Origin of the sequence: Collinsella sp. CLA-JM-H32, assembly GCF_040098165.1 — a bacterium.
Classification (GTDB): Bacteria; Actinomycetota; Coriobacteriia; order Coriobacteriales; family Coriobacteriaceae; genus Collinsella.
This window is the reverse complement of sequence record NZ_JBBNMZ010000001.1, coordinates 230150-243097: the sequence shown is the minus strand read 5'-3', so window position 1 is coordinate 243097 and position 12948 is coordinate 230150. Positions and strand designations below refer to the sequence as shown.

The window sequence follows — 12948 nt, the reverse complement described above, 5'->3', positions numbered from 1 at the left end:
TGCGCCATGACCATGTTCGCCCGCGATCTTTCCGTCGCGCACTACCGCAGTTTCGAGAGCTATCGTCTTGCCCTGGACGAGGGCGTGACGATACTTGCGGGACCCAACGCGGCGGGAAAGACCAATCTCATAGAGGCGCTGCAGCTGCTGACGAGCGGCGCCTCGTTTAGGCATCCGACCGCAGCCGAGCTCGTCCATGATGGCGTGGGCTCGTGCAAGATCGAGCTGAGGCTCGAGGGCGACGGCCGCGTACTTGATATGGGATTGAGCGCGGAGGACGGTAAACGCTCGTTTAGCCGCAACGGCAAGAGATGCTCTGCCGCCGGTGTGCGCGGGGTTCTGCCGAGCGTGCTGTTTTGCCCCGACCATCTGGACATGGTTAAGCGAGGCGCCAGTGTGCGCCGCGCCGCCCTCGACGACTTTGGCATGCAACTGAGCGCGCGCTATGCCGATCTTGCGAGCACCTATGGTCGCTGCGTGACCCAGCGTAATGCCTTGCTCAAGGAGGCCTGGTGCTGCCGCGAGATGCTCGGCGCGTGGAACGATTCGATTGCCCGCGCGGGCGCGGCTCTGCTCGTGCACCGGTTGGCCCTGCTCGACCGGCTGGCGGGCCATGTGCGTACTGCCTACGGGCAAGTGGCGTCCGGTGAAGCCGCCAACGTGTCCTATGCGTCCACGCTGGGGGATTTGCCCCAGGTCGATGATCGCGAAGAGCTGAAGGGCTGGGCGTACGAGCGCATGCTGGCTGCCCTTGATGAGCACGCCGACGAGGAAATTCGCCGCGGCGTGACGTTGGTGGGACCGCATCGCGACGAGATTGAGTTTGCTGTGGCGGGTCGCTCCGCCCGTTCATTTGCCAGCCAAGGTCAGCAGCGAACGTTGGTTCTGGCCTGGAAGGTGGCGGAGGTGGCCGTGGCTCGCGATGTCCTGGGCACCGCCCCACTGCTGCTTTTGGACGACGTGATGAGCGAACTCGACGGCGAACGCCGCGGTGCTTTCCTGCGGCTGATCGGCGATGATATCCAGACGGTCATAACCACGACCAACCTGGGGTACTTTACCGATGACCTGCTTGATCGAGCCAAGGTGGTGAGCATGGATGAGACGTGCTAATTACGAGCGCGAGAGCGAAACGGTCGCCTTCAGTGGCTTTTTGAACGCAGAGCGCCAGCGCATCCTGGCGGCTGCGACCCCTGAGCGCCGTGCGCAGATGGAGGCCGCCGAGGAGTCGCGCGCGGTCTATCGCGCGTGGAACGCGGTGTGCTCGGGCACGCGCGAGGGGCGGCATGTGACGGGCCTGCGCTACCTGCCCGAGTCCAATGAGCTGCTGGTATATCTCGACTCGCCCTCGTGGACGCAGGAAATGACGTTGTTGCGCGAGATCATCCGCGCGCGCATGGAGCGCGCCGGTGCGCATGTGGATGGCCTGGTGTTCAAAACCACCGCGCCCGGTCACACGCCGCCCGCCGCCAAGGAGCGCCTTCGCCCAGCGGCGACCGAGCGCCCGCCGGCCCCACACGCCGACCTCAGCGATGCCGAGCGCACCGAGATTGAGCGCCAAGTGGCGCCCATCGAAGACCAAAAACTGCGCGAGGCCCTCGAGAACGCCATGAGAGCCAGTGCCGAGTGGGCCAAGGGCGTGCAAAGCAAAAAAGAGCCTTAAATCGCATCTGGTGGCCTTGTAGAGCCAAATACCCTCGTTCCCGAGGGTATTTTTTTACGATAAACTAGTAAGGCTGTACACATTTTCTTGACTGAAGGAGGACGTGTGGCAAACGAAAACGATTACGATGGCGGCGAGATTAAGATTCTCGAAGGTCTCGAGGCCGTTCGTAAGCGCCCGGGCATGTATATCGGCTCGACGAGCGCCAGCGGTCTGCATCACCTGGTGTGGGAGATCGTTGACAACTCCGTCGACGAGGCCATGGCCGGTTTCTGCACCGAGATCCAGGTGACGGTCCACGCCGACAACTCCATCACGGTCGTCGACAACGGGCGCGGTATCCCCGTCGACGAGCACCCTGTTAAAAAGATCCCGACGCTCGAGGTCGTCATGACGATTTTGCACGCCGGCGGTAAGTTCGATAATTCGGCCTATAAGGTCTCGGGCGGCCTGCACGGCGTTGGCATCTCCGTCGTCAACGCACTGTCCAAGCGCGTGGTCGTTCAGGTTCGTCGCGACGGCAACACCTACGAGATGGAGTTCTCGCGCGGCAAGACCGTCAAGAAGATGGAGGTCGTGGGCACCTCGGATTCGACGGGCACCACCGTCACCTTCTGGCCCGACGACGAGATCTTCGAGACCTGCATTTACGATTTCGATACGCTGCACAACCGTCTGCAGGAGACGGCGTTCCTCAATAAGAACCTCAAAATCGTGCTGACTGACGAGCGCGAGTCTACTCCCCACGTGGAGGAGTTTTGCTACGAGGGCGGCATCATCGACTTCGTCAAGTTCCTTAACGAGGGCAAGGACGTCCCCGAGGCCTTTAAGGAGCCTATCTACATCGAGGGCAAATCGGACCCGGACGCACCTGTGGCCAAGATGGGTGAGGTTGAGGTTTCCCTGCAGTGGAATAGCGGCTACGGCGAGAACGTCATGTCGTTTGCCAACGACATCTACACCCCCGAGGGCGGCATGCACCTTGAGGGCTTCCGCACCGCGCTCACCCGCGTGATCAACGACTATGCGCGCAAGCAGAACCTGCTCAAGGAAAAAGACGCCAATCTGACCGGCGACGATGTGCGCGAGGGCCTTTCGGCCGTTATCTCGGTCAAGCTGCCCGATCCGCAGTTTGAGGGCCAGACCAAGGCCAAGCTCGGCAGCTCCTATATGCGCGCGCTGACGCTCAAGATCGTGACCGACGGCCTCGCCGATTACTTGGAGGAGCATCCCAAGCCCGCCCGCGAGATCGTCAAGAAGGCGCAACAGGCCTGCAAGGCGCGCAACGCCGCCCGCAAGGCGCGCGAAGCGACCCGTCGCAAGAGCCTGCTCGAGACGGCGTCCCTGCCCGGTAAGCTCGCTGACTGCTCGGTGCGCGATGCCGAGCTGACCGAGCTCTTCATCGTAGAGGGCGACTCGGCAGGCGGTTCGGCCAAGGATGGCCGTCGCCGAGACATCCAGGCGATTCTGCCCCTGCGCGGCAAGATTTTGAACGTCGAGCGCGTTGGTGACCATCGCGCGTTCTCGAGTGACACCATCCAGTCGCTGATTACCGCGATCGGCTGCGGCGTCACGACGAGTGCCGGCGACGGCGGCGATTTCGATATCACCAAGGCGCGCTACCACAAGATCATCATCATGACCGATGCAGACGTCGACGGCGCGCATATCCGCATCCTGCTGCTGACGTTCTTCTACAAGTACATGCGTCCGCTGATCGATGCCGGCTACGTCTATGTTGCCTGCCCGCCCATCTTTGGCATTAAGGTGCGCAACAAGATCCACTACGTGTATCCCAATGGACGCCAGCCCGAAGACGAGATCCTGCGCGACACCATCCAGAGTCTGGGCCTGAACCCCGACGATAACGACGAGGACGGCAAGGCCAAGGACGGCAAGATCACCAAAAAGCGCAAGGGCTATACCGTCCAGCGCTACAAGGGCCTGGGCGAGATGGACCCCAAGCAGCTTGCCTCGACGACGATGGATCCCAAGACCCGCATCCTGCAGCGTGTGTCGATCGAGGACGCCGTGGTGGCGGACCGAGCCGTGCGCGAGCTGATGGGTTCCGAGGTCGGCTATCGCCGCGAGTACATTGAAAAACATGCGCATGACGCGCGTTTCCTTGATGCTTAAGAGGAGGTAACGTGGCAGACGATATCAACAATAACGAGGGTATGGGCGAGGCCGGCGATGCCGGTATGCCCGATGATCTGAAGCGCCTGCTTGCCCGTGCTGAGCAGGGCGAGGACGGCGATCCGGACGCCTATAACCCCGATGCCGATGATGATGAGGAAGAGGACGACGACGGTGAGCTCGAGGAGAGCTTTGGCGAAGTCGATCGTGGCGCCTCGGCCGGCGAGGACATCAACGGCGGCCAGCTCCAGATTTCGGAGTTCGGTCGCGAGATGAAGCAGTCGTTCATCGAGTATTCGATGTCGGTTATCACAGCGCGTGCCCTGCCGGACGTGCGCGACGGCTTAAAGCCGGTACACCGCCGCATCCTGTACGCGATGAACGAGAGCGGCATCTACCCCAACCGCCCACACAAAAAGTCGGCCTGGACGGTCGGCGAAGTTATCGGTAAGTACCACCCGCACGGTGACTCTGCGGTCTACGAGGCCATGGTCCGCCTGGCGCAGTGGTTCTCCATGCGCACGCCGCTCATCGACGGTCACGGCAACTTCGGCAACATCGATGGCGACGGCGCGGCGGCCATGCGTTACACCGAGAGCCGCCTGGCCAAGCCCGCCATGGAACTGCTGCGTGACTTGCAGAAGGATACCGTCGACTGGCAGCCCAACTACGACGAATCGCTCGCCGAGCCCGTGGCACTGCCTGCGCGCTTCCCCAACCTGCTGGTCAACGGCAGCCAGGGCATCGCCGTCGGCATGGCCACCAACATCGCCCCGCATAACCTCACCGAGGCGATCGAGGCCACCTGCTACCTGATCGACAACCCCGACGCCACCGTCGACGAGCTCATGCAGATCATGCCCGGTCCGGACTTCCCCACCGGCGCCATCATCATGGGCAGCGCCGGCATTAAGCAGAGCTACGAGACCGGCCGCGGCTCCATTACCGTGCGTGCCAAGGCACATGTGGAGTCCACCAAGACCGGCCGCAGCCGCCTGGTCTTTACCGAGATTCCCTACATGGTCAACAAGGGCACCCTGCAGGAGAAGATCGCCCAACTCGTCAACGACAAGCGCATTGAGGGCATCTCGGATATGCGCGATGAGTCCAACCAGAAGGGCATCCGTCTGGTCATCGAGCTCAAGAAGGGCGTCATTCCGCAGGTCGTGCTCAACAACCTGTATAAGTACACCTCGCTGCAGACGACCTTTGGCGCCAACAACCTGGCACTCGTCAACGGCGTTCCCAAATGCCTGAGCCTGCGCGAGATGCTGCAGCACTACATCGACCACCAGGTCGACGTCGTCACCCGCCGCACCCGCTTCGACCTTAAGAAGGCCCAGGCCCGCGCGCATATCCTCGAGGGCTACCTGATGGCCCTTGACCATATCGACGAGGTCATCAGCATCATCCGCTCCTCGCAGACCGACTCCGAGGCCAGCAGCCGACTGATCGAACGCTTTGGCTTTACGCCCGAGCAGACCACGGCCATCCTCGAGATGAAGCTGCGCCGCCTGACCGGCCTGGAGCGCGACAAGATCCAAGAAGAGTTGGACGGCCTGCGCCGCGCCATCGCCTACTACGAGGACCTGCTGGCGCACGAGGAGAAGATTCTGGGCGTCATCAAGGAAGAGATGCGCGAGATCTCCAAGAAGTTTGGCGACAAGCGCCGTACCGAAATCAGCCAGGTTGAGAAGGACCTGGATGTCGAGGACCTCATCGCCGACGAGGATATGGTCGTGACCATCACCCACACCGGCTACGTTAAGCGTATCCCAGTGGCTGCCTACCGTGCCCAGAAGCGCGGTGGCAAGGGCGTGTCGGGCGTCAACCTCAAAGAGGACGACGTTATCGATGAGATGTTCATCGCGTCCACGCACGAGTACGTGCTGTTCTTCTCGAGCAAGGGCAAGGTCTATCGCCTGAAGGTGCACGAGCTGCCGGTGGGTACGCGCCAGGCGCGCGGTACCGCGATCGTCAACCTGCTGCCCTTCGAGGAAGGCGAGAAGATCGCGAGCGTCATCAGCTGCCGCGAGTTCCCGGCCGACGAGTACCTGATGTTTGCCACCAAGAGCGGCATGGTCAAGAAGACCGTGATGAGCGCATATGACCGCAGCCGTCGCGACGGCCTGATCGCTATCAACCTGCGTGACGACGACGCGCTGCTGAACGTGCGCCGCGTGCGCGAGGGCGACAAGATTATCCTGGCCACCACCGCGGGCAAGGCGATCATGTTCTCCGAGGAGCAGGTGCGCGCCACCGGCCGCGATACCAGCGGCGTTCGCGGTATCGGTATGAAGGACGGCGTGAGCGTTCTGGGCATGGAAGTCACTAACGGCAACGGCGATCTGTTCGTCATCACCGAGCGCGGCTACGGCAAGCGCACGCCGGTTGCGGACTACCCGGAGCAGAATCGCGGCGGCCAGGGCGTCTACACCATCCAAATGACCGAGCGTAAGGGTAACCTCGCGGCCATGAAGACGGTGGGCCCGCAGCACGAGCTGTTCATCGTGACGGAGGGTGCGACGGTCATTCGCGTCAAGACCGACGAAATCAGCCAGACTGGCCGCGCCACCCAGGGCGTCAAGATGATGACCGTCGACGACAACGACCGCATCTGCGCCGTAGCCCGCATGACAGCCGCCAAAGAGAGGCCCGAAGGCGAAGCCACAGAAAACGGCTCTGCTTCCGAAGAAACCCCTGTCGATCTAGGTGACGGCAACGACATGCCAGAAGATCTCCTCGACGAGTAAGAGGTCCTGGCTGGTAGAAAATATCAGACCCCATATATCGGCGGTCGGCGCACCTGCGCGCCGACCGCTTTTTTGAAAACCTTGGGACTCGTGTTCGCCCCGGTCGCGCGGCGGCATGTGAAGTCGATCGCGAGTTCCGCACGAGCCGGAGAGCACTTAATGTGCTCTCCGTGCGAGCAGGACTGTCCGAGCAGGCGACTTCGCATGCCGCCGCGCGACCGGGGCGAACACCTCCCCAAAGATTTTCAAAAAAGTTGTTGACGCGCGCGTAACGACTCGTCTAATATATCCCTTGCGCGATGGACCTGTAGCTCAGTTGGTTAGAGCGTCCGGCTGATAACCGGGAGGTCACAAGTTCGAATCTTGTCAGGTCCACCACTTTCTTTCGCAATAAACACCCCAGCGAGAGCCGAGTCGCCGCTGGGGTGTTTATTACTGTCTCCGTGGGGGTTTAGCTCAGCTGGGAGAGCGCGGGCTTTGCAAGCCTGAGGTCAGGGGTTCGATCCCCCTAACCTCCACCATGATGGACCTGTAGCTCAGTTGGTTAGAGCGTCCGGCTGATAACCGGGAGGTCACAAGTTCGAATCTTGTCAGGTCCACCATCAAAACTGTGAAGAGTCCTGGGGCATTGCCTCGGGGCTTTTTTCTTGTCTGCGATAAATCTCATTTTGGTTTTGTGTGCTGTGCGAAAGTTTGGGTAGTATAGCTATTCAATGCGGCGGACTGCCGCGTGTTAACCGCTACGTACCGGAGGTGTTCCATGGTTCGTGTCGACATAGAGACCATCGTCATGGCCGCCGGTCCCGTGCCATCGCTTATCGTGCTTCGCGAGCGCTGCAGCAAATCGGACTCGCCCGCGCCACTGCGTTCCCTTTCCATTCAGACTGGTTCGTTTGAAGCTGCTGCCATCAGCCGCGGCATCGATAGCGGTCGCGCCGAGCGCCCGATTACCCATGACCTGTTGCTCGATACTGTTGGTGCCCTGGGTGCCAAGCTCGAACGCATCGAAATCGTTCGCGCCGAGCCGCCCGTGTTTTACGCGACGGTTGTCGTGTTGGCCGATGGCAACGAGCATAAGATCGATGCGCGTCCCAGTGATGCCATTGCCCTTGCCGTGCGCAGCAATGCCCCCATGTTTGTGGAGGACGACATCATGAATCGCCTGGGCACCGTTTCTGCCCATGCCGAGGAAGTTGACGACGAGCGGGAGTTCGAGAAGTTCGACGAGTTCGTCCATACGCTCTCCCCTGATGATTTCTAAATGTTCGACAAACACGCGACGGAGTGCGCTCTCATGAGCGCCGGAGTTTCTGCCGAGGCGGCTGCGATCGCCCGCGAGGCCCAGATGCGCTCGGAGGCTTCTGAGGCGGCTCGCATTGCCTATGTGACGCAGGCCCGCACACTTTGCGAGCGCCGCGGCTCGTTTATCAAGATGGTTGTCGTCTCCGCCCTTGTCGCGGCAATCTGCTCGCGCCTTCGTGGTACAGTTGGTGCGCTTGGGTTTTCGATCTCTACGGGCCTCGTGATCTGGGGTGTGGTCGATGCGGTCATGCTGACCAGTCAGATCAAGGTACTCGACAAGCGCGCGATGGATATGATGCGCGCCCGCGACGCTGCCGCTAAGATCGCCGCCGAGGCACAAGAACTGTAACGACGCCAGACTCGATGGGAAGGTCTAAAGATGGCACAGGATATGCAGGACGCCGGTAACGTCTCCGCCGAGCTCGACGCCATGGTGTGCGATCTGATCGGCGCGTTCTTGGACGACCTTGCCGCCGGTGAAAACCCTGGCGTGGTCGTGGCAATTGAGGACGCCGCTTCCAACCGTTATCTGGCGGCGCTCGATGAGGATGGCGAAGAGGCGTGCCTCGAGGCGGCCACCAACTTTATCTCCGAGCACAAGATGGGTCTTAAGGACGAGGGCCTGGGCCGTATCGCTCGCTATGCCATCGGCTACACCGGCTGCGTCGAGATTGACGGCGGCTATCACGATGCTCTGCTCGTGAGCTTCTTCGAAACCACGCTCGAGAGCGGTTTTTCGGCATATGTGCTGTATGAGGGCATGGGCGCCGGCGATGGTTTTATGTGGAGCGACCCTGAACCTGCAGGTGAGGAAACCCCTCTCATCTAAAATCGCTAAAATAAACGAGTTTTCGGTAAAAGGCTCAATATTCCCGCTGAGCGTTGTATCGCTGGGCGGGCCGCATACGCGTGCCGGTTGTATATAGATAGAAGATAGGGGAACTACATGCGCGTAGACAATCTGAGGAACATCGCCATCATCGCTCACGTCGACCACGGCAAGACGACGATGGTCGACAAGCTCCTGCGTGCCACGGACGCCTTCCGTGCCAACCAGCAGGTCGAGGACCGCGTCCTGGATTCCAACGACCAGGAGCGCGAGCGCGGCATTACGATTCTCGCCAAGAACATCTCTATCGAGTACAAGGACGTCAAGATCAACGTCATCGACACCCCGGGCCACGCCGACTTTGGCGGCGAGGTCGAGCGCGTGCTGCGTATGGCCGACGGCGCCCTGCTGCTGGTCGACGCTTTTGAGGGCCCCATGCCCCAGACCCGCTTCGTGCTGCGTCACGCTATCGACACCGGCCTTAAGATCATGATCGTCATCAACAAGATCGACCGTCCGGGTGCCAACCCCGAGAAGGCCTACAACGACTGCCTCGACCTTATGGCCGACCTGGGCGCTACCGACGACCAGCTTGAGTTCGCCATGGAGCACGTGGTCTACGCCAGCGCCATGAATGGCTTTGCCCGCCTTGACCCCAACGACGGCAACATGGACATGTATCCGCTGCTCGATATGATCATCGACGACATGCCCGTGCCCGAGGTTGACGAGAACGCCCCGCTGGCCATGCAGTGCGTGACCATCGACCACTCCAACTTCGTTGGCCGTATCGGCATCGGTCGCGTGTACTCCGGCACCATCCACCAGGGCGACCAGATCCTGGTTGTCAAGAATGACGGTTCCAGCGCCACCGCTACCGTCAAGCAGCTCTTTACCTTCGACTACCTGGGCCGCACCGAGTGCCAGGAAGTCGGCGCCGGTGACATCGCCGCCGTCGTGGGCATCGATCGCACCGATATCGGCGATGTCTACACCGACCCCGAGAACCCCGTTGAACTCGAGCCCATCGAGATCGACCCGCCGACCCTGTCCATCGTCTTTGAGGCTTCGACCTCTCCGCTGGTCGGTCGCGACGGCGACATCGTGGGCGCCCGTCAGCTCAAGGAGCGCCTGTTCAACGAGGCCGAGAACAACGTGACCATGAAGATCGAGGAGCTCGAGGACAAGAGCGGCGTCGAGGTCTCGGGCCGCGGCATTCTGCACCTGTCCGTTCTGATGGAGTCCATGCGCCGCGAGGGCTTTGAGTTCCAGGTCGGCCGTCCCCGCGTTCTGTTTAAGAAGGATGAGAACGGCAACAAGATGGAGCCTGTCGAGCAGGCCGTCGTCGAGTGCCCGGACGAGTACTCGGGCAAGGTCGTTGAGGTCTTCGGTACCTCCGGTGGCATCATGACGAGCATGGACACCTCGGGCATCGTGACGCACCTCGAGTTTAAGATCCCGACCCGCGGCATCATGGGCCTTAAGAACCGCATCATGAACGTCACCCACGGCGAGGGCGTTTTCTACCACACCTTCCTGGAGTACGGTCCTTACGCCGGCGAGATCGGTAACCGTCAGAACGGCGCCATGATCTCCATGACCACCGAGAAGGCCGTTGCCTACGCTCTGGGCACGCTGCAGGAGCGCGGCCAGCTGTTTGTTGAGCCGGGCACCGAGTGCTACGAGGGCATGATCGTGGGCGAGCGCAGCAAGGCCGGCGACATGGTCGTCAACATCGCCCGTACCAAGAACCTGGGCAACCAGCGTTCCTCGACCTCCGATATCTCCGTTCAGCTGGTGCCGCCCCGCACCTTCTCGCTGGAGGAGGCGCTGGAGTACATCGCCGACGACGAGCTGGTCGAGATTACCCCCAAGAACATCCGCCTGCGCAAGCGCCTGCTCAACGCCACCGACCGCAAGAAGGCCGCCGTCCGCGCCGGCCAGGTCAACAAATAAGCGCTGGACTTTATAGCGTCTAACAAGAAAGGGCGTCGACCGTAATGGTCGGCGCCCTTTTTGTGCATAGGGACTGAGCTGGTCTGCACCACCACAAAGGTGCCTGGTCCCTTTGTGGTGGTTGGCGGCTAAGCGGTGGGGAGTCCTGGCGTGTTAGCCGGCTGCTGCGGCTTGACGCGGGCGTTGCGCCAGATGATTTGGATGATGTAACCGAGCATAAAGACAAAGGCCACGCCGCTGATGAAGTCACCTACGAGGGGAAGCCCCGTGAGGGCGCCTGCGATTACGCCGCCCACGGCTGCCATGGCGTAGCGGTTTTGGTTGTGTCCAACCATGCGGGCGATCGCGCACCCCGCAAAGGCACTCGACATCAACGCGATGCCGATAACGCCGCACAAGAGGGTTCCGGCAAGCGACAGACCAGCGATAGAGATAATCAGCAGTAGGACGGCGGGGACGATAGCAATCGTGCCCAGAAGACCGCTCACCCACAGGGGCATGGAGCGCTGGTGGAGCATGCCGGCGGCGCTGGCGGTCGCGCGCGGAAAGATGAGCTCGAGCAGCAGAGCGACAAAGCAGGTCGAGAGTGCCGCGGCGACGATACCGCCGATGACATCGTTAACGGTGGAAGTATCCTCGTTCTCGGTGCGGTCGATCTTGAGCGCACCGACCTCGGCTCCCGCGGCGCGCTCGGGGTCCTCGGAGACGTGCGCGTTCACGGTGCCGGTGATGTGGGCGTTCTTGCCCAGAATGAGCTTGTCGGCCCAAACCTCGACATCGCCCTTGACGGTGCCATCGATGGTCACCGTGTCGCCCGCAAGCGCTGCCGACTTGGTAGAGCCGCGCAGGGCAACCGTCTCGCCTATCGCATAGAAACAGTTGGCGGTGCTGTCGGAATTGAGCACGACATGCTGACCGACGACCGTGACGCTGCCATCAACCGTGGTCTTGGCAACATCGATGGTGCGCGCCGCAAGACGAATGGCGCCGCCCACTGTGCAGTCGCGAATCGAGAGGGTATCGCCCGCGGCGATGATATCGCGGTCGATGGACGTATCGTCCAAGTTGAGGGCCTGACCGGCCCAGTACAGGTCGCCTTCGACGCCGGACGGATTGGCGTCATTGTCGGTCGCAAGTACGTTTCCAGCGGTGTCCGTGCCGGCGAACGACGCCGTGGGAAGTGCGGTGAGCGCGAGCGCGATGAGCGCGAATGCCATAAGCAGGCAGCGACGCATCTTGTGTGACGGTGCCGTCACGGTTTGATTGAAAGCCATGGTTGATCCTTTTGTTAGGTGTTCGGCATATACCTAACAGGGTACCCAACGCGTGGGCGCTCTAAAAGAGCCTCTCGGTTGCATTTCGAAGGGTCGTGCCATGCTGTCTACTTTTTACGGTGCAAGAAGCGCGCGATATCTTCTTCGGTGGGGCTTTTGATATCAAAGCGCAGCGAGAGCCAGCGCAGACCCATGGTCACGACAACGCATACGACCAGCGCGGCGACATTGCTCATGATGCCGCTCATAACGAGGCACACATAGCTTGTCGATCCGGCGATGGCGGCGATGGCATAAAAGTTAGTACGTTGGAAAATGCCCGGAACCACGCCCATAAAGCCGTCGCGCAACATGCCGCCGCCCACCGCGGTGAAAAAGCCCATCATGATGCACACCGCCGGCGCAAAGCCGTAGACCAGCGCCTTGTCTGCTCCAGTGGCGGCGTAGATGCCGACCGAGATGATGTCGAGCAGGGGAATGAGTTTTTCGGGTTTGTCGACGATTGCCGGGAAAATATAGATGATGGCTGCCGTGGCAATGGAAAGCGGGAGTGCCATCGGCTGGTTGAGGATGTAGACGTTGCCCACCTGTAGCGTCATGTCGCGCAAGAGACCGCCGCCCAGACCGCAGACTACCGCGAGCGCGACGGCGCCCACCAGGTCGAGCTTGTGCTCGCGCGCAACCAGTACACCCGAGATCGATGCAGCGACAACAGCGAACATCTCGAGCCAAAACGGAATAGCGACCATGGCATCTGAGGCATGTGAGGTAATGGTTATAGCGGCGACGACGGGCAAGATGGGGTCCTTTGGGTTGTGGGTTTGGACAATGCCCGTACATAGTACATGGTTGGCGGGCCTGGCGACCCTATTGCTCGGTAAACGGTTGCGACTGGGTGGGGGCGTAGGCACCAAACGTGTACATCAGCCTCCAAAGATGTCGAAAAATGTCGCTTTTGGAGGGTGATGTACACATTTGAGATTCAAGTTGGGATCAAAAGCGATGGGGGCGTGGCTGAATAGGAGGGATGTCCAA

Annotated in this window: 10 protein-coding genes and 3 tRNA genes; 11 read left to right on the top strand and 2 right to left on the bottom strand. The window is 61.1% G+C overall.

All coding sequences use genetic code 11. The features are described from left to right. Positions 1-6: 6 nt before the first annotated feature. The 11 genes from recF (at position 7) to typA (ending at position 10639) form a co-directional block, all read left to right on the top strand. Positions 7-1113, top strand: coding sequence for a DNA replication and repair protein RecF (gene recF / locus AAA021_RS00990; RefSeq protein WP_349087602.1), 1107 nt, complete (start codon positions 7-9; stop codon positions 1111-1113). Further along, entirely contained in the window at positions 1100-1663 is a 564-nt protein-coding gene (locus AAA021_RS00985; protein WP_328517343.1) for a DciA family protein, read from the top strand. The genes recF and AAA021_RS00985 overlap by 14 nt, the downstream gene beginning before the upstream one ends. Before the next feature lie 105 nt (positions 1664-1768). Then, positions 1769-3799, top strand: coding sequence for a DNA topoisomerase (ATP-hydrolyzing) subunit B (gene gyrB / locus AAA021_RS00980; protein ID WP_022094340.1), 2031 nt, complete (start codon positions 1769-1771; stop codon positions 3797-3799). A gap of 41 nt (positions 3800-3840) precedes the next feature. After that, positions 3841-6552 carry a DNA gyrase subunit A gene (gyrA, locus tag AAA021_RS00975; RefSeq protein WP_349087619.1) on the top strand — a complete coding sequence of 904 codons (2712 nt, stop codon included), beginning with the start codon at positions 3841-3843 and terminating at the stop codon, positions 6550-6552. A 301-nt stretch (positions 6553-6853) separates the two neighbouring features. Then, positions 6854-6930: transfer RNA gene (locus tag AAA021_RS00970), tRNA-Ile, on the top strand. A 67-nt stretch (positions 6931-6997) separates the two neighbouring features. Next, a tRNA-Ala gene (locus AAA021_RS00965) sits at positions 6998-7073 on the top strand. Positions 7074-7077: 4 nt separating this feature from the next. Beyond that, positions 7078-7154 (top strand) — tRNA-Ile (locus AAA021_RS00960). A 158-nt stretch (positions 7155-7312) separates the two neighbouring features. Further along, a complete protein-coding gene (locus AAA021_RS00955) occupies positions 7313-7813 on the top strand; it encodes a bifunctional nuclease family protein (RefSeq protein ID WP_138374279.1) in 501 nt (166 codons plus the stop codon). A 33-nt stretch (positions 7814-7846) separates the two neighbouring features. Further along, the gene (locus AAA021_RS00950; protein ID WP_349087601.1) at positions 7847-8203 is read left to right on the top strand and encodes a hypothetical protein; all 357 of its coding nucleotides are present in this window, start codon (positions 7847-7849) and stop codon (positions 8201-8203) included. 30 nt (positions 8204-8233) lie between these two features. Continuing rightward, positions 8234-8683 (top strand): hypothetical protein, encoded by a 450-nt coding sequence (locus tag AAA021_RS00945; RefSeq protein ID WP_089572580.1) that lies wholly within the window; start codon positions 8234-8236, stop codon positions 8681-8683. A gap of 117 nt (positions 8684-8800) precedes the next feature. After that, positions 8801-10639 carry a translational GTPase TypA gene (typA, locus tag AAA021_RS00940; protein WP_349087599.1) on the top strand — a complete coding sequence of 613 codons (1839 nt, stop codon included), beginning with the start codon at positions 8801-8803 and terminating at the stop codon, positions 10637-10639. 128 nt (positions 10640-10767) lie between these two features. Here typA and AAA021_RS00935 read toward each other — a convergent pair whose 3' ends face one another. Both AAA021_RS00935 and AAA021_RS00930 read right to left on the bottom strand, forming a co-directional pair. Then, complete coding sequence (locus AAA021_RS00935) at positions 10768-11913, bottom strand: polymer-forming cytoskeletal protein (RefSeq protein WP_349087597.1); 1146 nt, start codon at positions 11911-11913, stop codon at positions 10768-10770. Positions 11914-12020: 107 nt separating this feature from the next. After that, entirely contained in the window at positions 12021-12710 is a 690-nt protein-coding gene (locus AAA021_RS00930; RefSeq protein ID WP_226812580.1) for a TRIC cation channel family protein, read from the bottom strand. Positions 12711-12948 lie beyond the last annotated feature (238 nt).

Bases quoted from the DNA above. Each gene is read 5' to 3' on its own strand.
- AAA021_RS00985 (WP_328517343.1), top strand. From the start codon at position 1,100: ATGAGACGTGCTAATTACGAGCGCGAGAGCGAAACGGTCGCCTTCAGT.
- AAA021_RS00935 (WP_349087597.1), bottom strand. From the start codon at position 11,913: ATGGCTTTCAATCAAACCGTGACGGCACCGTCACACAAGATGCGTCGC.
- AAA021_RS00955 (WP_138374279.1), top strand. From the start codon at position 7,313: ATGGTTCGTGTCGACATAGAGACCATCGTCATGGCCGCCGGTCCCGTG.
- typA (WP_349087599.1), top strand. From the start codon at position 8,801: ATGCGCGTAGACAATCTGAGGAACATCGCCATCATCGCTCACGTCGAC.
- AAA021_RS00950 (WP_349087601.1), top strand. From the start codon at position 7,847: ATGAGCGCCGGAGTTTCTGCCGAGGCGGCTGCGATCGCCCGCGAGGCC.
- gyrA (WP_349087619.1), top strand. From the start codon at position 3,841: ATGGGCGAGGCCGGCGATGCCGGTATGCCCGATGATCTGAAGCGCCTG.
- recF (WP_349087602.1), top strand. From the start codon at position 7: ATGACCATGTTCGCCCGCGATCTTTCCGTCGCGCACTACCGCAGTTTC.
- AAA021_RS00945 (WP_089572580.1), top strand. From the start codon at position 8,234: ATGGCACAGGATATGCAGGACGCCGGTAACGTCTCCGCCGAGCTCGAC.